We start from the raw sequence: 24149 nt of genomic DNA on the forward strand, positions 1-24149 counted from the left end.
ATGACCGATGAGAAGCTCGCGATCGTCGTCCTCGCCGCGGGGCAGGGCACTCGCATGAAGTCCGCCGTGCCGAAGCTGCTGCATCCCCTCGCCGGCGCCCCGATCGTGGCGCACGTGCTCGCGACCGCGCGTGCGCTCGACGCCGAGCGTGTGATCGCGGTCGTCCGCCACGAGCGCGACCTCGTCGCCGCGGCGGTCGAGACCGAGTTGCCGGGCGCGATCATCGTCGACCAGGACGACGTGCCCGGCACGGGCCGCGCGGTCGAGTTGGCGGTCGAGGCGCTCGCCGACGACTTCGACGGCGAGGTGCTCGTGCTCAACGGCGACGTGCCCCTGCTGAACGCCGACACGCTCGCGGAGTTCGTCGCGCAGCATCGCGACACCGGGGTCGCGGCATCCGTGCTCTCGGCGCACTACGCCGACCCGACCGGGTACGGGCGCATCGTCCGCGCCGCCGACGGCGCGTTCGATCGCATCGTCGAGCAGAAGGATGCCTCCGCCGACGAGCTGTCCCTCGACGAGATCAACGCCGGCGTGTACGCGTTCGGCGCGGCGGCGCTGCGCGACCAGCTCGCGAACCTCACGACCGACAACGCCCAGGGCGAGAAGTACCTCACCGACGTGATCGGGCTGCTGCGGGCCGCGGGCTCCGAGGTGTCGGCGCTGCCGGTCTCCGAGCCGTGGCTGGTCGCCGGCATCAACGACCGCGCGCAGCTGTCCGAGACGGCAGCGCGGCTGAACGCGCTCATCATCCGCGGCTGGCAGCTGAACGGAGTGACGGTCGAAGACCCGGCGACGACCTGGATCGACCTCGCCGTGCGCATCGAGCCCGACGTCACGATCCGCCCCGGCACGCAGCTGAAGGGCGCCACCACCGTCGCGACGGGGGCGATCATCGGGCCCGACACCACCCTCGTCGACTGCGAGATCGGGGCCGACGCCGAGGTGAAGCGCACCGACGGCACGCTCGCCGTCATCGGCGAGGGGGCCTCGGTCGGCCCGTTCGCGTACCTGCGCCCGGGCACCGTGCTCGGCGTCGACGGCAAGATCGGCACCTTCGTCGAGACGAAGAACGCGAGCATCGGCGCCGGCAGCAAGGTGCCGCACCTGTCGTACATCGGCGACACCGAGATCGGCGACGGCTCCAACGTCGGCGCCGGATCGATCACGGCGAACTACGACGGCGTGGCGAAGCACCGCACGACCATCGGGTCGCACGTGCGCACCGGGTCTCACGGCGTGTTCGTCGCGCCCGTTACGATTGGAGACGGCGCGTACACCGGCGCCGGCACGGTCGTCCGAAAAGACGTCCCGGCCGGCGCACTCGCGGTGAACGTCGCGCCGCAGCGCAACATCGAGGGTTGGGTCGGGCAGCATCGCCCGGGCACCGCGGCCGCGGAAGCGGCCGAGGCGGCCGGCGAGGCAGACCAAGCCGACCTCGACTGACACCAGGCGCGGGCCGGTGGGAAAAGGACAGCACACATGTCGGGAATCGAAACCACCGGATCCAAGAGGCTCGTCCTCGTGTCGGGGCGTGCGCACCCGGCGCTCGCCGCGGAGATCGCCGAGGAGCTGGGCTCCGAGCTCGTGCCGACCGACGCGCGCACCTTCGCGAACGGCGAGATCTACGCGCGCTACGACGAGTCGGTGCGCGGTTCCGACGCGTTCGTGATCCAGTCGCACACGTCGCCGATCAACGAGTGGCTCATGGAGCAGCTCATCATGATCGATGCGCTCAAGCGCGCGTCCGCCAAGCGCATCACGGTGGTCTCCCCGTTCTACCCGTACGCCCGCCAAGACAAGAAGGGCCGCGGCCGCGAGCCGATCTCCGCCCGCCTCGTCGCCGACCTGTACAAGGCGGCCGGCGCCGACCGCATCATGTCGATCGACCTGCACGCCGCGCAGATCCAGGGCTTCTTCGACGGGCCAGTCGATCACCTGTTCGCGATGCCCGTGCTGCTCGAGGAGTTCAAGAACTCGCTCGACCCGTCGACGCTGACCGTCGTCTCGCCCGACATGGGCCGCGTGCGCGTGGCCGACATCTGGAGCGACAAGCTCGGCGTGCCGCTGGCCATCATCCACAAGCGCCGCGACCCCCTGGTGCCCAACCAGGTCTCGGTGCACGAGATCGTCGGCGACGTGAACGGTCGCGTGTGCCTGCTCGTCGACGACCTCATCGACACCGGTCGCACGATCGTGAAGGCCGCAGAGGCGCTGAAGGCGAACGGCGCGATCGGCGTCGTCGTCGCGGCGACGCACGCCGTGTTCTCGAACCCGGCCACCGAGATCCTGCAGTCCGACGTGATCGACCGCGTCGTCGTCACCGACACCCTGCCGATCCCTGAGGAGAAACGCTGGGACCGCCTCACCGTCCTGCCGATCGCGCCGCTCCTGGCCCGCGCCATCCACGAGGTCTTCGAAGACGGCTCGGTCACGAGCATGTTCGACGGAGCAGCGTAGGCGACGCCGTGAGCGACGCGATCACGACGCCCCGCCCGTGGCTCGCGAGCTATGCGGAGGGCGTGCCGCATGACCTCGACGACCCCACCGGATCGCTCTACGACCTGATCCGCGAATCGGTCGACACCTACCCCGAACACGTCGCGCTCGAGTTCTTCGGGCGCACCACCTCGTACGCCGAGCTCGGCGCTGAGATCGAGCGGGTCGCCGAGGGACTTCGCATCCTCGGCGTGCAGAAGGGCGACCCCGTCGGCCTCGTGCTGCCGAACTGCCCGCAGCACATCGTCGCGTTCTACGCGGTGCTGCGGCTCGGCGCCATCGTGGTCGAGCACAATCCGCTCTACACGCCGCGGGAGCTCCGTCACCAGTTCGAGGATCACGGCGCCCGCGTCGTCATCGCGTGGGACAAGGTGGTCGAGACGATCCAGGACTTCCCGGACGACGTCGCCGTGCAGGCCATCGTGTCGGTCGACGTCACCCGGGCGATGCCGTTCGCCACGCGCTTCGCGCTGCGCCTGCCGATCGCGAAGGCCCGCGAGTCCCGTGCGGCCCTCACGACGAGCGTGCGCGGCACCACGAAGTGGGAGCAGCTCACCTCGGCGCAGCCGATCGATCCGCACATCATCGCGCCCGAGGCATCCGATGTCGCGCTCATCCAGTACACGAGCGGTACGACCGGCAGCCCGAAGGGTGCGGCGCTCACGCACGCCAACCTGCTCGTGAACGCGGCGCAGGCGCGCGCGTGGGTGCCGCAGGTGCCGCGCGGTTCGGCGGTCGTCTACGCCGTGCTGCCGATGTTCCACGCGTACGGGCTGACGCTGTGCCTCACGTTCGCGATGAGCATGGGCGCGCGGCTCGTGCTGTTCCCGAAGTTCGAGCCCGACCTGGTGCTGAAGGTCGTGAAGCGCCATCCGGCGACGTTCCTTCCGGCGGTGCCGCCCATCTACGACCGGCTGACGAAGGCGGCCGCGGCCGCCGGCGTCTCACTCGAGGGCATCGAGATCGCGATCTCGGGGGCCATGCCGCTGTCTGCCGAGGTCGTCGAGCCATGGGAGGCCGCGACGGGCGGCTACCTGGTCGAGGGCTACGGCCTCTCGGAGTGCTCGCCGGTGCTGATGGCGAACCCGGTGGCGCCGAACCGGCGCGCCGGCACCGTCGGCCTGCCGCTGCCGTCGACCGAGGCGCGCGTCGTCGATCCCGACGATCCGATGACGGATGTCCCACCCGGCGCCGAGGGCGAGCTGATCGTTCGCGGACCCCAGGTGTTCTCGGGGTACTGGAAGAAGCCCGAGGAGACCGAGGCGGTCTTCGTGGCCGACCCCGACGGCGGCGCACCCTGGTTCCGCACGGGCGACATCGTCTCGATCGACGACGCCGGCTTCGTGCGAATTGTCGACCGCATCAAGGAACTCATCATCACGGGCGGCTTCAACGTCGCGCCCAGCGAGGTCGAGGAGGCGCTGCGCCAGCACGCCGACGTCGAGGACGCGGCGGTCGTCGGCCTGCCCGACGAGCACTCGGGCGAGCAGGTCGTGGCCGTCGTGGTGCTGCGCGAGGGCGCGTCGTTCGACGAGGGGGCGATCCGCGCCTTCGCCCGCGACGTGCTCACCGCGTACAAGGTTCCCAAGCGCGTCGTGCAGGCCCACGACCTGCCGAGATCGCTCATCGGCAAGGTGCTGCGCCGCGAGGTGCGCAACGGACTCCTGAACGGCTGAGCCTTGGACCCCGGCTTCCTCGGACCCGCGACCCGCGACGCGCTCGCGCGGCTCGTGGCCCTCGAGGAGGGCGGGCCGGATGCCTCGCCGCTCGACCGGCTGCGTGGCATCCGCTCGCTCGTGGTCGCGCTCGACGCCGACCCGGCCGCGCTCGCGGCCGTTCGCGAGGCGCTCGACGAGGGCACCGGCTGGGACGCGATCGCCGAAGCCGCCGGCCTCAGCGCCTCGGCCGCGAAGTACCGCTGGTCGGGCGACGACGCCGACATCGCCGAGCGCCACGAGGCGAGCCGGCGGCGCAAGCGCGAGCGGCCGTCGAGCCGGCCGACCGACCTGCCCGGGCGCTCGGTGGCCGAGGCGGCGAAGGAGCTCGGCGTGACGCCGCAGGCGATCTACCAGCGCGTCGCGCGCGGGCTGATGCGCGCCGAGACGGTCGAATTGCCCGACGGGCGAACCTACAAGCGCGTGTTCCCCGACGAGTAGGCGCCTCGCGAAGGCGCCGCCGGCCGGCCTCAGGCCGGGCGTTCGTCGGGCATGAGCACGTGCGGGGCGCTCGGGATCAGTCCGAGGTTCGCGAGCAGGCGGTCGCCACCGCTCGGACGCTCCGCGTAGCAGAGCCAGCCCGGCCCGCCCGGGCCGAACAGCTCGAACGATGCGCGCGCGCCGACCGCCTCGTCGTCGAAGCGGGCGACCGTGACCCGGCAGGCGTTGACCGCCGAGCTCTGCGCGACCGACATCAGCGAGAGCACGAGCGGCAGCACCATCGCCGCGAGCGCGATCACGACGACCCATCGGATGACCCGCCGCCGGCGTTCGCCGTACACGGAGCCGGCGTCGCCGTCGTCGGGGCCGCCGGGGGCGAGTTCGGGGGGCAGGCCGGTCACGATGCCATCCTCACGACGCCGTAGCCACGAGGATCGAGGCGACGCCCGCCATAGCGGCCAGCACGGTCGCCGCGGCGACCCCCGCGATGGCCCCGGGCGGGGGTGTGATGTCGAGGGTGTCGCCGGAGAGTTGCCGACGGCGGACCGTGCCGATCGCGACGACCGCCGCGCCCGCGGCGAACAGGGCCACGCCCACCCCGACGAGCCAGGGCTCCCCGTGGATGAGGCCCGACCGCAGCGCGAGCAGGGCGTTGACGGCGATCACCAGGGCGGTTCGGGTCCACGACAGGGCCGTGCGCTGCGGCTGGAGCCCGGGATCCGCGTCGGCCGCGATGCGATACGGCGACATCAGGGCAGGACGAGGAACACGGCGAGCACGGCGGCGGTCAGCAGGCACACGCCCGACAGCACCGGCAGCACCCAGCTGAACGGCAGCGGGCGGCCGTGGCGCATGGCGATCTCGTTGCCCCGCCAGCGCGTGTAAGCGACCGTGCCGAGCACCGCCGACACGACGGCGAGCGCGACCGAAAGCACGACGACCGCGACGCGCGGCCCGATCTCGGGGGCGAACTCGTGCAGCAGCACCCCTCCGGCGAGCAGGGCCAGCGCGGTGCGGATCCACGCCAGGAAGGTGCGCTCGTTGGCGAGCGTGAACCGGTAGTCGGGGTCTTCGCCCTCGGTCCGCCATTTCGGCTCCGCCATGCGCACCTCCTCGCGGGGAATCCTAGCCCGAGGGGCGGGCGGGCGAGCGATGCCCGCCCGCCCCTCGACGGTCTCGGCCCGGGTTCAGTGCGACGAGGGCGTGGTCTCGATCTCGGTGTGGTCGCCCGACCAGAGGGTGTGGAACACGCCCTCCTTGTCGATGCGCTTGTAGGTGTGCGCGCCGAAGAAGTCGCGCTGGCCCTGCACGAGGGCGGCGGGCAGGCGGTCGGCGCGCAGGCCGTCGTAATAGGCGAGCGACGACGAGAACGCGGGCGCCGGGATGCCGGCCTCGACCGAGCGCACGACGACGCGCCGCCACGCCGCCTGGGCGCGCGTGAACGCCTCGGCGAAGTACGGCGCCGAGAGCAGCAGGTCGAGGTTCGGGTTCTCGTCGTAGGCGTCGGCGATGCGGTTGAGGAACTGCGCGCGGATGATGCATCCGCCGCGCCAGATCTTCGAGATCGCACCGAGGTCGATGTTCCAGTCGTATTCGGCCGCACCAGCGCGGATCGCGTCGAAGCCCTGCGAGTACGCGACGATCTTCGACGCGTACAGGGCGAGGCGCACGTCCTCGATGAAGGCGTCGACCTGGTCGGCGGGGATGCGCTCGGCCTCGTCGGGGCCGGCGAGGCCCTTGGCCGCCGCCCGCTGCTCGGGGTGCGACGAGAGGCCGCGCGCGAAGACGGCCTCGGCGATGTTCGAGACGGGGGTGCCGAGCGCGAGCGCGGTCTGCACGGTCCAGACGCCGGTGCCCTTCGAGCCGGCCTCGTCGAGGATGACGTCGACGAGGGGCTCTCCGGTCGAGGCGTCGACCTGCTTCAGGACCTCGGCGGTGATCTCGATGAGGTAGCTCTCGAGCTCACCGCGGTTCCACTCGGCGAAGACCTCGGCGATCTCGGCCGGCGACTTGCCGGTGCCGCGGCGGATGAGGTCGTAGGCCTCGGCGATGAGCTGCATGTCGGCGTACTCGATGCCGTTGTGGATCATCTTGACGAAGTGGCCGGCGCCGTCGTGGCCGACGTGGGTGACGCAGGGCTCGCCCTCGGCGACCGCGGCGATCGACTTCAGGATCGGGCCGAGCGTGATCCACGACTCGTCGGAGCCGCCGGGCATGATCGACGGGCCGTTCAGCGCGCCCTCCTCGCCGCCCGAGATGCCGGCGCCGACGAAGTTGATGCCCGTCTCGCGCACCTCGCGCTCGCGGCGGATGGTGTCGGTGAACAGCGCGTTGCCGCCGTCGACGATGATGTCGCCCGGCTCGAACCGGCTCGCGAGCTCGGAGATGACCGCGTCGGTGCCCTTGCCGGCCTGCACCATGATGATCGCCGTGCGCGGCTTCGCGAGCGAGGCGACGAACTCGTCGTAGCTCTCCGCGGCGATGAATCCGGCCTCGGGGTGCTCCTCGACGAGCGTGCGCGTGCGCTCGGGCGAGCGGTTGAACACGGCGACCGTGTTGCCCTCCCGGCTGGCGAGGTTGCGGGCGAGGTTCGAACCCATGACGGCGAGGCCGACGACCCCGATGTTGGCGGATGCGGATTCAGGCACAGCGAGCTCCTCGGAACTGGGAAGGGATGTCACTCAGCGTAGTCGTGAGGGGCTCACGGTTGCGCGGTGTTGCGGTGAGGATGCGAGAGTGGGCGCATGAGTGCCATCGAGGTCCCCCTGGTCGTCATGGGCGTGTCCGGTTCGGGCAAGTCCACCACGGGGTCGAAGCTCGCCGGGGAGTTCGGCGTGGAGTTCATCGACGGCGACGACCTGCACCCGGCCGCGAACCGCGAGAAGATGGCCGCCGGCGTGCCGCTCGACGACGAGGATCGCGCGCCCTGGCTCGACACGATCGCCCGCCGCATCGCCGACGAGCTGGCGGCGGGGCATCCGATCGTGGTCGCCTGCTCGGCACTCAAGCGCACCTACCGCGACCGCATCGCCGCGCTCGCGCCGACCACCGTGTTCGTGCACCTCGACGGCGGCTCCGACCTCATCGCCGAGCGCCAGCGCGGCCGGGTCCACGAGTACATGCCGACGAGCCTCCTCGCGTCGCAGTTCGACGTGCTCGAGCCGCTCGAGCCCGACGAGCACGGGTTCCGGGTCGACGTGCGGCGCACGCCGGCCGAGATCGTCGACGAGGTGCGCCGGCGGCTGGCGTCGCCCGTCGAGCACGGCTGACGACGGGCGACGGCCCCGCCGCCCGGGGCCGGGCCTGACGCCGCGCCGGCATCGGGTACACTTGACCCTCGATACTTCGGCGAGGGATGCCTCGCGCCGGGCGCCGTGCGTTCGGCGGGGCATCCGTGATCGACGCGGTGAACGGCTCCCGGCTGTTCCTCACGTAGCGCTCATACCGCGCGTTCGAGTTGAAGCGACTGATACCAGCAACCGGGCCGGTGAGCCCTGAAGGAGGTCCGACATGGACGAGGACAACAAGATCGACGCGCAGCTGCGCGAGTCGTTCGGCAAGGGTGCGGCGCGCAAGCTCCGCGCCGCCGGCAAGATCCCCGCGGTGATCTACGGTCACGGCACCGAGCCCAAGCACGTGACGCTGCCCGCGCACGAGACCGCCCTGCTCATCCGCAAGGCCAACGCGGTGCTCGACCTCCAGGTCGAGGGCAAGAGCCAGCTCGCGCTGGTCAAGGACGTGCAGAAGGACCCGGTGCACCAGGTCATCGAGCACATCGACCTCATCGTCATCAAGAAGGGCGAGAAGGTCCAGGTCGAGGTGCCCGTGCACCTCGAGGGCGAGCCCGTCGCCGGCACGATCGCCGACCTCGACGCGCACACCCTGACCCTCGAGGTCGAGGCCACGCACATCCCCGAGAACGTGGTCGTCTCGGTCGAGGGCCTCGAGGAGGGCACGCAGATCCACGCCGGCGCCGTCGAGCTGCCCAAGGGCGCGACGCTCGTGGGCGACGCCGAGGCGCTCGTCGTCAACGTGCACACGCCGCAGAAGGTCGACCTGGGCGAGGAGCCCGAGACCGAAGCCGAGGCCGAGACCGAGGCCGGCGCAGAGGCGCCCGCCGAGGAGGCCGCCGGCGAGTCGGCCGAGTAAGGCCGGTTCCGCGAGGGCTCGCGGCGCCGTATCCGGGTACGCTCGGATCGCGGGGCCGCGGGCCCTCCGCCGTTTCCACCCACCCATCGCCCGGAGGCATCCGTGAACCTCATCGACCGCCTCCTGCACCGCCGGAAGGACGAGGCCGTGCCCGACAACACCTGGCTCGTGGTCGGCCTCGGCAACCCCGGTGCGCAGTACGCCGGCAACCGGCACAACGTCGGCCAGATGGTGCTCGACGAACTCGCGTCGCGCATCGGGGCGACGTTCAAGACCCACAAGACGCCGTCGCGAGTGGCCGAGGGCTTCGTGCGACCCGGTGGGCCGAAGCTCGTGCTCGCGAAGCCGAACACGTACATGAACACCTCGGGCGGCCCGGTGTCGGCGCTGCTGAAGTTCTACTCGCTCGGCACCGACCGGCTGCTCGTCGTGCACGACGAGCTCGACATCCCGTTCGACACCATCCGGCTGAAGGCCGGCGGCGGCCACGGCGGCCACAACGGGCTGCGCGACATCCAGAAGGCGACGGGATCGCCCGACTTCACGCGCGTGCGGGTCGGCATCGGGCGTCCGCCCGGGCGCCAGGATCCCGCCGACTACGTGCTCAAGGACTTCGCGGGCGCCGAGCGGCAGTCTCTGCCGATGCTGCTGTCGGATGCCGCGGACGCCGTCGAGGCGGTCGTCGAGCAGGGCCTCGTCGCCGCGCAGCAGAAGTTCCACGCGCCGAGCTGAGCGTCGGGCCCGTCGGCGCCCAGGTGCGGCCGACCAGGCCGCCCCGCCTTCAGATCAGGCCGCGCAGGAACTCCTCGGGCGATCGGCCGGCCTCGCGCGCGCGCTCGAGGAGGCGCGTGTGCTCCTCGGTCGTCAGCTCGAGCGTCATGGTGAGCCAGTCGGCGGCCGGGTCGTCGAAGTCGAAGAGCGTCGCGTCGTCGGCGCGGTCGTCGGCTGCGGCTGCCACGGGCGAGGGCGCCGCGAGCGAGACGGCTGCCTCGGGGGAGACGGATGCTTCGGGCGAGGCGGGCGCTTCCTCGCAGCCGCCCGTCCAGCCGGGGCCGGCCGGAATGGCGAGCCCCTGCTGGTAGGCGGTCGCGACCGCGCGGGCGCGCAGGTCGGCGGCCTCGTTCGCCGGGTGCCCGGCGTGGCCGCGCACCCATTCGAAGCGGTAGCGGCGGCCGGCGATCGCCTCGTCGAGCTCCTCGAGGAGGTCGCGGTTCAGCACGGGCTTGCCGTCGGCCCGGCGCCATCCCTTGCGCTTCCACCCGGCCATCCACTTCGTGATGCAGTTGATGACGTACTGGCTGTCGCACTGCACGAGCAGTTCGTCGTCGAGGTGTGCGGTGGCGCGGAACAGCTCGAGCACGGCCTTCAGCTCGCCCTGGTTGTTCGTGGCGCGCTTCCAGCCGCCCGCGGCCCAGCATTCCTCGTCGACGTACCAGGCCCAGCCGGCGGGGCCGGGATTGCCGAGCGCGGATCCGTCGGCGGCGGCGATGATCATGCAGGGTCCTCTCGGCGTGGGCGGGATGCGGCGCCCATGCTACCGGCGCCGGCCGTGTCGGCGGCGGCGCGTAGACTGCTCCGGTGAGTCTGCAGGGTCTTTCCACCGCGCTGTCGCGCGCCGAGACGGTCGACCGGGCGCTCGCCGAGGCGCAGCGCAACGCCGACTTCTCCGCGCCGACGGGAATCGACCCGGTGCTGCTCGCCGGGCTCCTCGAGCGACGTGCCGCCGCGGGCCTCGCGCCGGCGCTGCTCGTCGTCACGCCCACGAGCCGCGAGGGCGACGCCCTGCGCGCGGCGCTCGCCCCGTATCTGCCCGACGCCGAGCTCCTCGAGTTCCCCGCGTGGGAGACGCTGCCGCACGAGCGGCTGAGCCCGTCGGCCGAGACCGTGGGCCGCCGGCTCCACGCGCTCCGCCGCATGCGCGAGTGGTCCGAGCAGCAGGGGCCGAGGCATCCGCTCGTCGTCGTCGCGTCGGTGCGGGCGGCGCTGCAGCCGCTGGCCGACAACCTCGGCGACCTCGTGCCGATCGAGCTCGTGCCCGGCGGCCGCGGCTACGACCTCGCGCGCATCGCCGAGCAGCTCGTCGACCTCGCCTACGCGCGGGTCGACATGGTGTCGCGTCGCGGCGAGTTCGCCGTGCGCGGCGGCATCCTCGACGTGTTCCCGCCCACGGCCGACCACCCCGTCCGCGTCGAGTTCTTCGGCGACGAGGTCGAAGAGCTGCGGGCGTTCTCGGTCGCCGACCAGCGGTCGCTGCCCGACGCCGTCGAACGGGTCAGGCTCGCGCCGAGCCGTGAGCTGCTGCTGACCCCCGGCGTGCGCCAGCGCGCACGAGAGATGCGCCACGAGTTCCCGACGCTCGCGGGCATGCTCGAGAAGCTCGGCGAGGGCATTCCCGTCGAGGGCATGGAATCCCTCGCACCCGCCCTGCTCGACCGGCTCGTTTCGGTCGCGCACTACCTGCCGGTCGGCGCGGCGGTCGCCGTCGTGGAGCCCGAACGCGTCGCGAGCCGTGCGGCGAGCCTCGGCGAGACGAACCGCGAGTTCCTGGGCGCCGCGTGGAGCGCGGCGACGCTCGGCGCCGAGGCGCCGATCGACCTGGCCGCGGGCGACTTCCTGACGGTTCGCGAGCTCCGCGAGGCGGTGCTCTTCAGCGCCCCCGGCCAGCCGGATCCGCAGCGGGTCTGGTGGACCCTGTCGGCGTTCGACGCGGGCGAGGCCGCTGAGGACGCGGCCGCCGACGCCGGGCCCGACGGCTCGTACGTCCGGGTCGCGGCGTCCGCCATGCCGAGCTTCCAGGGCAACGTCGACGGTGCCGTGCAGCACGTCGCGCAGCGGCTGGGCGACGGCTGGAGCCTCGTCATGGCCGCCGCGGGCATCGGCCTCGTCGAACGCGCGCGCGACGTGCTCGCCGAGCACGGCCTCGCCGGCCGCATCGTCGACGACGTGCCGGCCGAGCTCGAACCGGGCGTCGCCTACCTCGTGCAGGCCGACGCCGCACGCGGGTTCGAGGTGCCCGAGGTCAAGCTCGGGCTCATCTCCGAGGCCGAGTTCTACGGCCGCAGCGCCGGGTACGACGCGCGGCAGGGCAAGAAACTCGCGACCCGCCGGCGCAACGTCGTCGACCCGCTGCAGCTGAAGGCCGGCGACTTCGTCGTGCACCAGACGCACGGCATCGGCAAATTCGTCGAGATGGTGCAGCGCGAGGTCGCGACCGGCACCCGCCCTAAGGGCCCGAGCCGCACCGCCGGCATCGCGCAGGCACCGACCGCCGTGCGCGAGTACCTCGTGCTCGAGTACGCGCCCTCGAAGCGCGGCCAGGCCGGCGACCGGCTGTTCGTGCCGATGGACCAGCTCGACCTGCTCTCGCGGTACGTCGGCGGCGAGGCGCCGTCGCTGTCGAAGATGGGCGGCAGCGACTGGGCGCAGGCCAAGGGGCGGGCGCGCAAGGCCGTGCGCGATATCGCGGTCGAGCTCGTCAAGCTGTACTCGGCGCGCATGGCCGCGAAGGGTCACGCGTTCGGCCCCGACACGCCGTGGCAGCACGAGCTCGAAGAGGCGTTCCCGTACGCCGAGACGCACGACCAGCTGCAGACCATCGACGAGGTGAAGGCCGACATGGAGCGGCCGATCCCCATGGACCGCCTCCTGGCGGGCGACGTGGGCTTCGGTAAGACCGAGGTCGCGGTGCGCGCCGCGTTCAAGGCGATCCAAGACGGCAAGCAGGTCGCGATGCTCGTGCCGACGACCCTCCTCGTCAAGCAGCACCTCGAGACGTTCTCCGAGCGCTACGCCGGCTTCCCGGTGCACGTGCGCGCGCTCAGCCGGTTCCAGACCGACAAAGAGGTGCGAGAGACGGTCGCGGGCCTCGCCGACGGCACGGTCGACATGCTCATCGGCACGCACCGCATCCTCACGGAGCAGGTCAGGTTCAAAGACCTGGGGCTGCTCATCATCGACGAGGAGCAGCGCTTCGGCGTCGAGCACAAGGACCAGCTCAAGAAACTGAAGACCAACGTCGACATCCTGGCCATGAGCGCCACCCCCATCCCGCGCACGCTCGAGATGGCCGTCACCGGCATCCGCGAGATGTCGACGCTCGCGACGCCGCCCGAAGACCGCCACCCGATCCTCACCTACGTCGGCCCGTACACCGAGCAGCAGGTCGCCGCCGCGATCCGCCGCGAGATGCTGCGCGAGGGCCAGGTGTTCTTCGTGCACAACCGCGTGTCGTCGATCAACCGCGTCGCGGCGCAGATCGCCGAGCTCGTGCCCGAGGCCCGCATCGCCGTCGCGCACGGGCAACTCAACGAACACGTGCTCGAGCAGATCGTGAACGACTACTGGGAGCGCAAGTACGACGTGCTCGTCTCGACGACGATCATCGAGACCGGGCTCGACATCTCGAACGCGAACACGATCATCATCGACCGGGCCGACAAGTACGGGCTCTCGCAGCTGCACCAGCTGCGCGGCCGTGTCGGCCGAGGCCGCGAACGCGCCTACGCGTACTTCCTCTACGACCCGGCGAAGCCGCTCTCCGAGACGGCGCACGACCGGCTCTCGACCATCGCCACGAACAACGAGCTCGGCGGCGGCATGCAGATCGCCCTCAAAGACCTCGAGATCCGCGGCGCGGGCAACCTGCTCGGCGCTGAACAGGCCGGCCACATCGCGGGTGTCGGGTTCGACCTGTACCTGCGCATGATCGGCGAGGCCGTCTCGGCGTTCCGCGGCGAGGTCGCCGAGGGCCAGACCGAGCTGCGCCTCGAACTGCCCGTCGACGCGCACCTCCCCGAGGAGTACATCGGCAGCGAGCGGCTGCGCCTCGAGGCGTACCAGAAGCTGTCGGCCGCGAGCGGCCCCGCCGCGAAGGACGAGCAGATCGACCTCGTCGTCGAGGAGCTCGTCGACCGGTACGGCGAGCCGCCCGAGCCGGTCGAGCATCTCGTGTCGATCTCGCGGCTGCGCCGCCAGGCGCAGCTCGCGGGGCTCAGCGACCTCATCGCCACGGGCACGAAGCTCCGCATCGCGCCCGCGAAGATCCCCGACTCGCGACGCGTCCGGCTCGAGCGGCTGTATCCCGGGTCGAAGCTGTTCGCGCAGAACGACGTGATCCTCGTGCCGTTCCCGACCCCTGGCGGCGAGGCCCCCGGCGACGCCGACCTCATCGAGTGGGTGTCGCGCCTGCTCACCGCGATCTTCCCGGTCGAGCCGCCCGCGGCCCCCGCCGAGCCCGAGCAGCCGGCGCCCGGCACGGCGACGGGGGCATCCGCGCGCTGAACGCGGCTGCCCGGCCGCCTGCGCTCGCGCGCCGCCGGCTCAGCCCAGGTGTCCCCACTCGGCGAGGAACTCCTCGACGCTGAACCGGTCGAGGTCCGCGTTGATCGTGCGCAGGAGTGCGTCGGCCTCGTCGAGCGAGCCTGCCTTCGTGCGGATCACGGGCAGCCCGCTGTCACGCCGCGCGACCACGAGGTCGGCGACGGAGGGGCCGCTGAGGCCGGTGGCCTCACCGAGGGTGAGGACGACGAGGTGCAGCGCCTTTCGCACGCCTCGGTGGCGGACGAGCTGGAGCTCGGCGGTCAGGTGTCGGCTGGCGGGTTCGGTCGTCGGCACGTGCTCCAGTGTTCCACGCCGCGCATCAGCGCGAGAACGCGCCGCCCACGCCCTCGCGCGAGCGACGCTGCTCGCGGTACCACCGCGAGCGCAGGCTGACGGCGATCGCCGAGACCACGATGGCGATGCCCGAGCCGAGCAGCACGGCGAGGGTGCCCTCGTCGGCGACCTCGCGCTGGCCGGCGTAGGCGAGCTCGTTCATGAGCAGCGACACGGTGAAGCCGACGCCGCCGAGTGCTCCGATCACGAGCAGGTCGACGGGAGTCAGGGGCGTCGCGCCGGACCTGCGGCGCACGACGAGCATCGAGAGCACGCCGATCAGGGTGATACCGATGATCTTCCCGACCGGCAGCCCCACGAGGATCCCCCAGAACGCGGGGTCGAGCTCGCTCGGCCGCACCTGCGGCACGGCGACCATCGCCGCCGACAGCGCGAACAGCGGCAGGATGACGCCGTTCGACCACGGCTCGAGCGCGTGCGCCGCCCGTCCGCCGGGGCGCCGCGACATCACGAAGCCGAGCGCGACGCCCGCGATGGTCGCGTGCACCCCCGACCGGTAGACGAAGTACCACGCGAGCACCGCGAGCACGACGAGCACCACGATGATCGGCCACTGCGGCTTGCGCGCGAGGATCCACGCCGAGCGCGGCTTCATCACGCGGCTCACCGCGCCGAACAGCGCGATCGCGATCGTCGCGAAGCCGAGCGCCGCGAGGTCGGCGTCCGTCGTGAAGAAGAAGGCGATCAGCAGGATCGCGATGAGGTCGTCGATGACGGCGAGCGCGAGCAGGAACACCCGGACCCGCATCGGCAGCCAGCGACCGAAGACCGCGAGGATGCCGAGCGCGAACGCGATGTCGGTGGCCGTCGGAATGGGCCAGCCGTTCGCGGTGTCGGTGCCGAAGGTGAACGCGAGGAAGATCAGCGCGGGCACGATCACCCCGCCGAGCGCCGCGATGGCGGGCAGCAGCGCCTTCGAGAGCGAGTTGAGCTCGCCGATGACGAGCTCGCGCTTGAGTTCGACCGCGACGATGAAGAAGAAGATCGCGAGCAGGCCGTCGCTGACCCAGTGGCCGACGGAGAGGTCGAGTCCGAGCGCCGGCAGGTCGAGGTGGGCGTTCTTGAGGTCGACGAGCGCCGGCCCGAAGGGCAGGTTCGCGAGGAGGAGGCCGAGCGCGGCCGCGATGAGCAGCAGGACGGCCGAGAGGCGTTCGGAGCGGAGCAGGTGCATACGGTTCCCCTGTCGGCGACGGCGCGTGTGCGCGGCGCGTTCGATGGCGACGACTCGCGTCGGCCGACCAGACTTCCCGGCACTCCTCACGGAATCCTATCGGGCACCCATGCCGAGCCGGTGGCGTGCCTAGGCTGGGCGCATGAGCGAGCACACCGCGCCACGCACCCACGAGGGCCTCGAGGAACTGGTCGCGATGGTCGCACGGTTGCGTGCGCCGGGCGGATGCCCCTGGGACGCGGAGCAGACCCACGAGAGCCTCGTGCGCTACCTCGTCGAGGAGTGCTGGGAGCTCGTCGAGGCGATCGAGTCGGGCGACCGCGCCGAGATGATCGAGGAGCTCGGCGACGTGCTCTACCAGGTGCTCTTCCACGCCGACCTCGCGGCGCACACCGACGGCGAGCCGTTCGACATCGACGACGTCGCGCGCCACATGACGGCGAAGATGGTGTCGCGGCATCCGCACGTCTTCGGCGACCGCGAGGCGCAGACGGCGGCCGACGTCGTCGCGTTCTGGGAGGACCTCAAGGCCGACGAGAAGCCGCACCGCACGAGCGTGCTCGACGGGGTACCGGCCGGGATGCCCGCGCTCGCGCTCGCCGACAAGGTGATCGGCAAGGCCGAGAAGGCGGGCGTGGCACCGGATGCCTCGGCCATGGCCGCCGGCCTCGTCGCGCAGGTCGACGACGAGGAGGCGCTCGGTGCCGAGCTGCTCGCCGTCGTCGCTGCCGCCCGGGCGCGGGGCCTCGACGCCGAACGCGCGCTGCGCGGCGCGATCCGCGGGTTCCAGGCCGACGTCCGCGCCGTCGAGGACCGCGGACGGGCCGGCGCCGGCCGCACGGACTGACGCGAGGCCGGGTGCGCGCCCGCCGCAACCCCTGCCGGAGCCGTCGGCCTCGGCGTAGCGTCGCGGCATGGCCATCGACGAATCCCGCATCCACGACTTCCTCCGCCGCTACGGAGGCTTGCTCGCCGCGTTCGACGCCCGGGCGAGCGCCGCGCTCTGGGGTCCGCCCCGGGCCCTGCTCACCGACGACTTCGGCGGCGCGCTCGGCAGCGACGACGAGCTCGTGGCGGGTCTCGAGTCGTCGTACCCGCTGTACCGCGCCCTCGGGCTCGCCGGTGTCGAGTTCGACGTGCTCGAGTCGGTCGCCCTCACCGACCGGACCACGCGCCTCCGGGTGCGCTGGCACTTCCTCGACGACGCGGGGGAGCGGATGAGCCGGAGCGACTACGAGTACTACCTCCAGGACGCGGACGGCGAACTCACGGCGCGATTCTCGTTCGGCATCGACGACGCCGAGCAGCTCGCCGATCTCGCACGGCGGAAGGGCGTCGACCTGCCGAGCTGACTGTGCGCGCAGGCGAGCACGCGCTGCGCACGGCGCGGCCGCGCGGGACTGGAAGAATGGTCGGCATGGCCGCTTCCGTCACCCCGCCGCGCGGCATGCGCGACTTCCTCCCCGCTGAGAAGGCCCGGCGCGAGCACGCGCTCGGCGTCATCCGTCGGGTGTACCGCTCGCACGGCTTCGACGAGATCGAGACGCCGGTCATGGAGGACGCGTCGCGCCTGCACGCGGGCCTCGGCGGCGACAACGAGAAGCTCGCGTTCGCCGTGATGCGACGCGGCCTCACGAGCGACGACCTGGCCTCGGCCGCGGCATCCGGCGATGCGCTGTCGCTGGCCGATCTCGGCCTGCGCTACGACCTGACCGTGCCGCTCGCCCGGTTCTACGCGACGCACCAGGCCGCGCTTCCGCCGGTGTTCCGCGCGATCCAGATCGCGCCGGTCTGGCGTGCGGAGCGCCCCCAGAAGGGCCGCTACCGGCAGTTCGTGCAGTGCGACATCGACATCATCGGCGAGTCCGGAGCGCTCGCCGAGCTCGAACTGCTGACCGCGACGGTCGCCGCCCTCGATGAGCTCGGACTCGCGGGCTGCGTCATCCGCATCAACGACCGGCGCATCCTCGCCGGGATCCTGGCCTCGTGGGGCGTGGCGGAGGAACTCCGGGAACGCGCGCTGATCACCATCGACAAGCTCGACAAGATCGGCCCCGACGGGGTCGCCGCGGAACTCCGCGAGCTCGGCATCGTCGACGGCGGTTCGGATGTCGCGGCCGAGCTGCGCGCGCTCGCCGCGGCCGACTGGCACTTGGACGATCGCCAGTCGTCGCCGACCGGGGCGAGTGCGCCGCCGCCGACCTGGCTCGACCTCGGGGCGTACCGCGACCTCCTCGCGCTGCGCGAGGCGCTGCCCGGCGCGGCGATCGAGTTCGACCCGACGCTCGTGCGCGGCATGGGCTACTACACCGGCACGATCTTCGAGATCGCGCACCCCGACTTCGGGTACTCGCTCGGCGGCGGCGGCCGGTACGACCACATGGTCGGCCGGTTCCTCGGCCGCGAGGTGCCGGCCTGCGGGTTCTCCATCGGCTTCGAGCGCATCGTCGACCTGCTCGGCGAGGCCGAGGGCGAGCGACCGCGCGCGCTCGTGCTCGTGCACGACGCCGACGTGCCGCACGGCGCCCTGCTCGCCCTCAAGGCCGAGCTCGTGGCATCCGGAGCCCGCGTGCGACTCGAGCGGCGCGTGAAGAACCTGCGCGCCCTGCTCGACCGCGTGACGGCCGACGGGTTCGATGCGTTCGCGACCGTCACCGCCGCGACGACGGATGCCTCGAGCCTGGCGTTCCGCGAACTCGGCGCCTGAGCTCCGCGAACTCGGCGACCGATCAGCGCCGCAGGCCGGTGTCGCCCGGACCGCCCGGGTCGAGCCCCGGATCCTCGACCTCGACGAACTCGACGTCGACCTCCTCGACGTCCACGTCGTCGTCCTTCGGCACCACGGCGTCGACCGGGAGCTCGGAATCGGTGTACTCGCCCTCGGTCAGCGGCGGCACGGTCTCGGGCTCGCCGGGGATATCGGCGTCCGTGTACTCGCCGTCGGGCGTGAGTCGATCCGACATGGGTCCCTCCATCCTCTGCGGGCCCGCGGTCGCGCGACCCGAGGCCGACGCTACGCACGGCGCGGGCGCCGCGACAGGGGGTTGACGCGAGGACGCGGGCGGCGGCGGAGCACCCCTAGACTTGCCTGCGGATCACGACGGAGTCGTCCGAAAGCCATTCCCATCACAGAGGAGTTCACTGTGGCATTCATCGAAGCTGTAGGCGCTCGCGAGATTCTCGACTCGCGCGGCAACCCGACCGTCGAGGTCGAGGTCCTGCTGGACGACGGATCGCTCGCACGGGCCGCGGTGCCCTCGGGCGCGTCGACCGGTGCGTTCGAGGCGTACGAGCTGCGCGACGGCGACAGCGACCGCTACCTCGGCAAGGGCGTGCAGAAGGCCGTCGACGCCGTGCTCGACGACCTCGGCCCGGCCATCGAAGACCTCGACGCCGCCGACCAGCGGCTCGTCGACGCCGCCCTCATCGAGGCCGACGGCACCGAGAACAAGAGCCGCCTCGGCGCCAACGCCATCCTCGGCGTCTCGCTCGCCGTGGCGAAGGCCGCGGCCGACTCGGCCGACCTGCCGCTGTTCCGCTACCTCGGCGGCCCGAACGCCCACGTGCTGCCCGTGCCGATGATGAACATCATCAACGGCGGCGCGCACGCCGACACCGGCGTCGACATCCAGGAGTTCATGGTCCTGCCGATCGGCGCGCCGACCTACTCCGAGGGCCTGCGCTGGGGCGTCGAGACCTACCACGCGCTCAAGAGCCTGCTGAAGGCCAAGGGCCTCTCGACCGGCCTCGGCGACGAGGGCGGCTTCGCCCCCGACTTCGCCTCGAACCGCGACGCGCTCGACTTCATCTCCGAGGCGATCGGCAAGGCCGGCTTCACGCTCGGCACCGACATCGCGCTCGGCCTCGACGTGGCCGCGACCGAGTTCTTCGAGAACGGCGTCTACCGGTTCGAGGGCGAGGACCGCACCTCGGCCGAGATGAACGCGTACTACGCCGAGCTCGCCGAGGCGTACCCGCTCATCTCCATCGAGGACCCCCTGGCCGAGGACGACTGGGAGGGTTGGGCCGAGCTCACCGCCTCGCTCGGCACGAAGCTCCAGCTCGTCGGCGACGACCTGTTCGTCACCAACCCGAAGCGCCTCGCCGACGGCATCGCGCGTCACGCCGGCAACTCGATCCTCGTGAAGGTCAACCAGATCGGCACGCTGACCGAGACCCTCGACGCCGTCAAGCTCGCGCAGCGCGCCGGCTACACCGCCGTGCTCTCGCACCGCTCCGGCGAGACCGAGGACACGACGATCGCCGACCTCGCGGTCGCGACGGACTGCGGCCAGATCAAGACGGGCGCGCCCGCCCGGAGCGAGCGGGTCGCCAAGTACAATCAGCTTCTGAGGATTGAAGAAGAGCTCGGCGACGCCGCGGTGTACGCGGGCCGCTCCGCGTTCCCTCGCTTCACGGCGTAACCCCGCACGAAGCAGGGCGGACGGGGGTGGCCTGTGGGCCATCCCCGTTCGTCGTCCCGGACCGACGAGCGGAGGAGGCGAGATGAGTGCGGCACCCCGGCGTCCGTCCGACCCCTCGCGTCCCGCGGCTCCGAAGTCGAAGGCGAGCGCGGCCGCGGCGAAGCCGGCAGCGGGCGCCGAGTCGGCGAAGTCGACCCCGGCGAAGGCCGGCGCATCCGCGAAGTCGGCCGCCGCGAAGAAGCCCCCGAAGACCGCCGCATCCGCGAAGCCCGTCAAATCACCGAGGTCTTCGAAGCCCTCGAATCCCGCCGAGCACGACGCCCGAGCCGCCCGCGCGGGCTGGCTCAGCGGCATCCGGTTCTCGGGCTTCTCGCTCATCATGATCGGCGTGCTGGTGCTCGCGGTCGTGGTGCTGGCGCCCACCATCGCCTCGTTCGCCGAGCAGCGGCGCCACATCGCGGAACTGCGGGCCGCGGTCTCCGCCCAGGAGGCCGGCCTGCAGGACCTCCGCGACCAGCGCGAACGCTGGAACGACGACACGTACATCATCACGCAGGCGCGCGAGCGCCTCTCCTACGTGCTGCCCGGAGAGGTCAGCTACCTCGTGATCGACGACCGCACCGAGGCCGCCAAGGCGGAGAGCGGCGCAGCGGTGTCGGCCGAGGTCACCGAGACGAAGGGCGACTGGATGCGCACCCTGCTCACCTCCGTGATGACGGCGGGGCTCGCACCCGACGCCGCGGGAGCCGGCCGATGACGCGCCCGCCGTTCGAGCCCGTGACCGAGCGCGACATCCGCATCGTGTCGGCGCAGCTGGGCCGCCCGGCGCGCGATGTCGTCGGCATCGCCGCGCGCTGCGCGTGCGGTGCGCCGACCGTGGTCTCGACGAAGCCGCGGCTGTCCGACGGCACGCCGTTCCCCACGTTCTACTACCTGAGCCACCCCGTCGCCACCGCGGCGATGAGCTACCTCGAAGCCGCGCAGGTCATGGTCGAGTGCACCGAGCTGCTCGCCGCCGATGCCGAGGTCGCCGATGCCTACCGGCGCGCGCACGCCGACTACCTCGCCGATCGCGAGCAATTCGGCCATGTCGACGAGATCGCGGGCGTCTCGGCGGGCGGCATGCCGACGCGCGTGAAGTGCCTGCACGCTCTCGCGGCTCACGCGCTGGCCGCGGGTCCGGGCGAGAATCCCATCGGCGACCTCGCGCTCGAGCGATCGAGCTGGAGCCCCGACGTGTGCCAGTGCCCCGACTACGGCGTCGACGAGGAGCCGACCGCGTGAGGCGGAGTGCCGCGCGCGTGGTCGCGACCGTCGCCGCGACGGTCGCGCTGCTCGCGCTCGGCACGGCGCCCGCGCACGCCGACCTCGTCCGCGACCGCCAGTACTGGCTCACCGAGTACGGCTTCACCACCGCGTGGAACACGAGCCGCGGCTCGGGCGTCAAGGTCGCGGTGATCGACACCGGCGTGAACGGCAACGTCGCCGAACTGCGCGGGGTCGTCGTCGGCGGCACGGATGCCTCGGGCATCGGCACGCCCGACGGCCAGACGCCGGTCGGGGTCGACGACCAGCACGGCACCATGGTCGCTTCATTGCTCGCGGGCCGCGGCAGCGCCCCCGGCGACGGCGTGCTGGGGGTGGCGCCCGAGGCATCCCTGCTCTCCGCGTCGGTCGCGTTCGGAACCGACACGGGCGCCGCGATCTCGAACGACGACCAGATCGCGCAGGCGATCACGTGGGCCGTCGACAACGGCGCCGACGTCATCAACATGTCGCTCACGCGCAACACCCGCGACTGGCCCGAGAGCTGGGACGCGGCGTTCATGCACGCGTTCGAGAACGACGTGGTGGTCGTCGCGGCCGCCGGCAACCGGGGGAGCGGCACGACCGAGGTCGGGGCCCCCGCGACGATCCCGGGCGTGCTCACCGTCGCCGGCGTCGACCGCGAGGAGAACGCGAGCTTCGACGCCAGCTCCCAGGGCATCACGATCTCGGTCGCGGCCCCGAGCGAGGAACTCGTGAGCGTCAAGCCCGACGGCAGCTACGCCATCTGGAGCGGCACGAGCGGGGCGGCGCCCATCGTCTCGGGGCTCGTCGCCCTCGTGCGGGCCGAGTATCCCGACCTCGACGCCGGCAACGTCATCAACCGCATCACCCAGACCGCGAAGCCGAAGGGCGACACGGTGCCGAGCCCGCTCTACGGGTACGGCCTGATCGACCCGGTCGCGGCGCTCACGGCCGACGTGCCGCTCGTCGACGACAACCCGGCCGCCCAACTCTCGGAGTGGATCCGCGTGCACCGCCGCGCCGAGGGCGAGGCCCCCGAGACTCCCGCGACGCAGGAGCCGATCGTGCCGATCGCCGATCCGCTGCCGCCGCGGTCCGACAGCGCGATGACGCTCTTCCCGACGCCGTGGACGCTGGCCTACATCACCGTGCCGCTCTCGCTCGTCGCCGGGTTTGGTATCCTAGGAGCGCTGTTGGGCATCGGCGCCACTCGGCATACCAGGCGGACTGCGCGTACTCGCGCGGAGTGATCGCGTTTCTGAGATTCAAGGAGTCCATTCACCGTGCCCAAGATTCTGATCGTCGGTGGCGGCTATGCGGGGTTCTACACGGCGTGGAAGCTCGAGAAGTGGCTGCGCCCCGGTGAGGCCGAGGTCACGGTCGTGGATCCGCTGCCCTACATGACCTACCAGCCGTTCCTGCCCGAGGTCGCGGCCGGCTCGATCGAGCCCCGTCACGCGGTCACCTCGCAGCGTCGGCACCTGACGAAGACGAACGTCATCACGGCGAAGGTCACCCGCATCGACCACGCGTCGAAGACCGCCACGATCACGCCCGAGGTGGGCGAGCCGTGGGAGTTCGACTACGACGTGGTCGTGGTGACCGGCGGCGCCGTCTCGCGCACGTTCCCGATCCCGGGCATCGCCGACAACGCGATCGGCCTCAAGACCATCGAAGAGGCCGTCGCCATCCGCGACCGCGTGCTCTCGAACTTCGACAAGGCCGCCTCGCTGCCCCCCGGGCCCGAGCGCGACCGCCTGCTCACGTTCGTCGTCGTCGGCGGCGGATTCGCGGGCATCGAGGTGTTCGCCGAGCTGCGTTCGTTCGCGAGCGCGCTGCTGAAGTACTACCCGCAGATCACGTTCGACGAGACGCACTTCCACCTCATCGAGGCGATGGGCCGCATCATGCCCGAGGTCTCGCTGCCGACGAGCCACTGGGTGATCAAGCACCTCGCCCAGCGCGGCGCCGAGATCCACCTCGACACGCAGCTCACGAGCGCCCTCGACGGCCGCATCGAGCTGTCGACCGGCGAGAGCTTCGAGTCCGACCTGATCGTGTGGACGGCGGGCGTCATGGCCAACCCGGGCATCGTGCGCACGAGCGACCTCCCCGTCGAGGAGCGCGGCCGCATCAAGGCGCGCGCCGACCTGCGCGTGGGCGACGACGACGACTTCGTGCCCGACGCCTGGGCCGCGGGCGACATCGCGGCGGTGCCCGACCTGTCGGGCGGCGGCGTCGGCGGCTACTGCGTGCCGAACGCCCAGCACGCCGTGCGCCAGGGCAAGCTGCTCGCGAAGAACATCGTCGCCGTGCTGCGCGGCGAGGAGCCCAAGGAGTACTTCCACAAGAACCTCGGCGCCGTCGCCGGCCTCGGCCTCGGCTCGGGCGTGTTCCAGTCGGGCAAGATCGCGATCAAGGGCCTCATCGCCTGGTTCGCGCACCGCGGCTACCACGGGCTCGCCATGCCGAGCTGGGAGCGCAAGTTCCGCGTGTTCTGGGGCTGGTGGAACAATTTCTGGCTCGGCCGCGACATCGTCTCGCTGTCGGCCCTCCAGGCACCGCGCGCCCAGTTCGAGGCGTTCGCCGCCCGCCCGAAGCCGCCGGCAGCGGAGGCCCCGGCTCCGGCCGCCCCGGTTGCGCAGAAGGCCGACGCGAAGGCTGCGAAGCCCGTCACCGCGAAGCCGGCCGAGGGCGCGAAGGCCGAGGCCGTCGGCGCGAAGTAGCGGCCGCTCAGTAGTCTGGAACGCGGTGGTGCCCCTCGGGGCGCCGCCGCGTTCCGCGTCT

At 71.9% G+C, this 24149-nt stretch carries 24 protein-coding genes; 16 read left to right on the plus strand and 8 right to left on the minus strand.

What is annotated here, in order from left to right:
- From glmU to GE115_RS13555, 4 genes are read left to right on the plus strand one after another with little or no spacing between them, the layout of a single operon-like run.
- A complete protein-coding gene (gene glmU, locus GE115_RS13540) occupies nucleotides 1-1446 on the plus strand; it encodes a bifunctional UDP-N-acetylglucosamine diphosphorylase/glucosamine-1-phosphate N-acetyltransferase GlmU (protein ID WP_153685313.1) in 1446 nt (481 codons plus the stop codon).
- Nucleotides 1447-1482: 36 nt separating this feature from the next.
- A complete protein-coding gene (locus tag GE115_RS13545; protein WP_153685314.1) occupies nucleotides 1483-2460 on the plus strand; it encodes a ribose-phosphate diphosphokinase in 978 nt (325 codons plus the stop codon).
- 8 nt (nucleotides 2461-2468) lie between these two features.
- Nucleotides 2469-4175: a long-chain-fatty-acid--CoA ligase gene (locus GE115_RS13550; RefSeq protein ID WP_312855170.1), complete on the plus strand. Its 1707-nt coding sequence runs from the start codon at nucleotides 2469-2471 to the stop codon at nucleotides 4173-4175.
- A 3-nt stretch (nucleotides 4176-4178) separates the two neighbouring features.
- Complete coding sequence (locus tag GE115_RS13555; protein WP_153685316.1) at nucleotides 4179-4655, plus strand: hypothetical protein; 477 nt, start codon at nucleotides 4179-4181, stop codon at nucleotides 4653-4655.
- Nucleotides 4656-4684: 29 nt separating this feature from the next.
- On the opposite strand, the gene GE115_RS13560 is transcribed toward GE115_RS13555, so the two are convergent.
- The 4 genes from GE115_RS13560 to gnd form a co-directional block, all read right to left on the minus strand.
- The gene (locus tag GE115_RS13560) at nucleotides 4685-5056 is read right to left on the minus strand and encodes a hypothetical protein (protein WP_153685317.1); all 372 of its coding nucleotides are present in this window, start codon (nucleotides 5054-5056) and stop codon (nucleotides 4685-4687) included.
- Nucleotides 5057-5066: 10 nt separating this feature from the next.
- The gene (locus GE115_RS13565) at nucleotides 5067-5405 is read right to left on the minus strand and encodes a DUF202 domain-containing protein (protein ID WP_153685318.1); all 339 of its coding nucleotides are present in this window, start codon (nucleotides 5403-5405) and stop codon (nucleotides 5067-5069) included.
- Nucleotides 5405-5758 carry a YidH family protein gene (locus tag GE115_RS13570; RefSeq protein WP_153685319.1) on the minus strand — a complete coding sequence of 118 codons (354 nt, stop codon included), beginning with the start codon at nucleotides 5756-5758 and terminating at the stop codon, nucleotides 5405-5407. The genes GE115_RS13565 and GE115_RS13570 overlap by 1 nt, the downstream gene beginning before the upstream one ends.
- Before the next feature lie 84 nt (nucleotides 5759-5842).
- A complete protein-coding gene (gene gnd / locus GE115_RS13575) occupies nucleotides 5843-7303 on the minus strand; it encodes an NADP-dependent phosphogluconate dehydrogenase (protein ID WP_312855171.1) in 1461 nt (486 codons plus the stop codon).
- 96 nt (nucleotides 7304-7399) lie between these two features.
- Between gnd and GE115_RS13580 the strand changes: the two genes are divergently transcribed.
- From GE115_RS13580 to pth, 3 genes are all read left to right on the plus strand, one after another.
- Nucleotides 7400-7924, plus strand: coding sequence for a gluconokinase (locus GE115_RS13580; protein WP_216648842.1), 525 nt, complete (start codon nucleotides 7400-7402; stop codon nucleotides 7922-7924).
- 241 nt (nucleotides 7925-8165) lie between these two features.
- The gene (locus GE115_RS13585; protein WP_153685320.1) at nucleotides 8166-8804 is read left to right on the plus strand and encodes a 50S ribosomal protein L25/general stress protein Ctc; all 639 of its coding nucleotides are present in this window, start codon (nucleotides 8166-8168) and stop codon (nucleotides 8802-8804) included.
- Between the two features lie 102 nt (nucleotides 8805-8906).
- Complete coding sequence (gene pth / locus GE115_RS13590; RefSeq protein ID WP_376765720.1) at nucleotides 8907-9536, plus strand: aminoacyl-tRNA hydrolase; 630 nt, start codon at nucleotides 8907-8909, stop codon at nucleotides 9534-9536.
- Between the two features lie 49 nt (nucleotides 9537-9585).
- Here pth and GE115_RS13595 read toward each other — a convergent pair whose 3' ends face one another.
- Nucleotides 9586-10299 (minus strand): RNase H family protein, encoded by a 714-nt coding sequence (locus tag GE115_RS13595; RefSeq protein ID WP_153685321.1) that lies wholly within the window; start codon nucleotides 10297-10299, stop codon nucleotides 9586-9588.
- An 83-nt stretch (nucleotides 10300-10382) separates the two neighbouring features.
- Here GE115_RS13595 and mfd point away from each other — a divergent pair, with 83 nt between their 5' ends.
- Nucleotides 10383-14084: a transcription-repair coupling factor gene (gene mfd / locus GE115_RS13600; protein ID WP_312855172.1), complete on the plus strand. Its 3702-nt coding sequence runs from the start codon at nucleotides 10383-10385 to the stop codon at nucleotides 14082-14084.
- Nucleotides 14085-14123: 39 nt separating this feature from the next.
- Here the strand turns inward: mfd and GE115_RS13605 are convergent, their stop codons facing one another.
- Entirely contained in the window at nucleotides 14124-14417 is a 294-nt protein-coding gene (locus GE115_RS13605) for a hypothetical protein (protein WP_153685322.1), read from the minus strand.
- Between the two features lie 25 nt (nucleotides 14418-14442).
- Complete coding sequence (gene nhaA, locus GE115_RS13610; protein WP_153685323.1) at nucleotides 14443-15648, minus strand: Na+/H+ antiporter NhaA; 1206 nt, start codon at nucleotides 15646-15648, stop codon at nucleotides 14443-14445.
- A gap of 142 nt (nucleotides 15649-15790) precedes the next feature.
- Here nhaA and GE115_RS13615 point away from each other — a divergent pair, with 142 nt between their 5' ends.
- The 3 genes from GE115_RS13615 (at nucleotide 15791) to hisS (ending at nucleotide 18355) form a co-directional block, all read left to right on the plus strand.
- Nucleotides 15791-16495 (plus strand): nucleoside triphosphate pyrophosphohydrolase, encoded by a 705-nt coding sequence (locus GE115_RS13615; protein ID WP_153685324.1) that lies wholly within the window; start codon nucleotides 15791-15793, stop codon nucleotides 16493-16495.
- A 67-nt stretch (nucleotides 16496-16562) separates the two neighbouring features.
- The gene (locus GE115_RS13620) at nucleotides 16563-17000 is read left to right on the plus strand and encodes a DUF6841 family protein (RefSeq protein ID WP_153685325.1); all 438 of its coding nucleotides are present in this window, start codon (nucleotides 16563-16565) and stop codon (nucleotides 16998-17000) included.
- A 65-nt stretch (nucleotides 17001-17065) separates the two neighbouring features.
- Nucleotides 17066-18355, plus strand: a complete 1290-nt coding sequence (gene hisS / locus GE115_RS13625) for a histidine--tRNA ligase (RefSeq protein ID WP_153685326.1) — start codon at nucleotides 17066-17068, stop codon at nucleotides 18353-18355.
- Between the two features lie 22 nt (nucleotides 18356-18377).
- Here the strand turns inward: hisS and GE115_RS13630 are convergent, their stop codons facing one another.
- Nucleotides 18378-18611: a hypothetical protein gene (locus GE115_RS13630; protein ID WP_153685327.1), complete on the minus strand. Its 234-nt coding sequence runs from the start codon at nucleotides 18609-18611 to the stop codon at nucleotides 18378-18380.
- Between the two features lie 180 nt (nucleotides 18612-18791).
- Between GE115_RS13630 and eno the strand changes: the two genes are divergently transcribed.
- The 5 genes from eno to GE115_RS13655 all read left to right on the plus strand — a co-directional run bounded on the left by eno (nucleotide 18792) and on the right by GE115_RS13655 (nucleotide 24088).
- On the plus strand, nucleotides 18792-20072 hold the full coding sequence (gene eno, locus GE115_RS13635) for a phosphopyruvate hydratase (protein ID WP_312855173.1): 1281 nt from the start codon (nucleotides 18792-18794) through the stop codon (nucleotides 20070-20072).
- Nucleotides 20073-20154: 82 nt separating this feature from the next.
- Complete coding sequence (locus GE115_RS13640; protein WP_153685329.1) at nucleotides 20155-20829, plus strand: FtsB family cell division protein; 675 nt, start codon at nucleotides 20155-20157, stop codon at nucleotides 20827-20829.
- Nucleotides 20826-21356, plus strand: a complete 531-nt coding sequence (locus GE115_RS13645) for a DUF501 domain-containing protein (protein WP_153685330.1) — start codon at nucleotides 20826-20828, stop codon at nucleotides 21354-21356. The genes GE115_RS13640 and GE115_RS13645 overlap by 4 nt, the downstream gene beginning before the upstream one ends.
- Nucleotides 21353-22612, plus strand: coding sequence for a S8 family serine peptidase (locus GE115_RS13650; protein WP_312855174.1), 1260 nt, complete (start codon nucleotides 21353-21355; stop codon nucleotides 22610-22612). Before GE115_RS13645 ends, GE115_RS13650 begins: the two co-directional genes overlap by 4 nt.
- 33 nt (nucleotides 22613-22645) lie before the next feature.
- Nucleotides 22646-24088 (plus strand): NAD(P)/FAD-dependent oxidoreductase, encoded by a 1443-nt coding sequence (locus tag GE115_RS13655; RefSeq protein ID WP_312855175.1) that lies wholly within the window; start codon nucleotides 22646-22648, stop codon nucleotides 24086-24088.
- Nucleotides 24089-24149 lie beyond the last annotated feature (61 nt).

Source organism: Agromyces agglutinans (genome assembly GCF_009647605.1).
Classification (GTDB): domain Bacteria; phylum Actinomycetota; class Actinomycetes; order Actinomycetales; family Microbacteriaceae; genus Agromyces; species Agromyces agglutinans.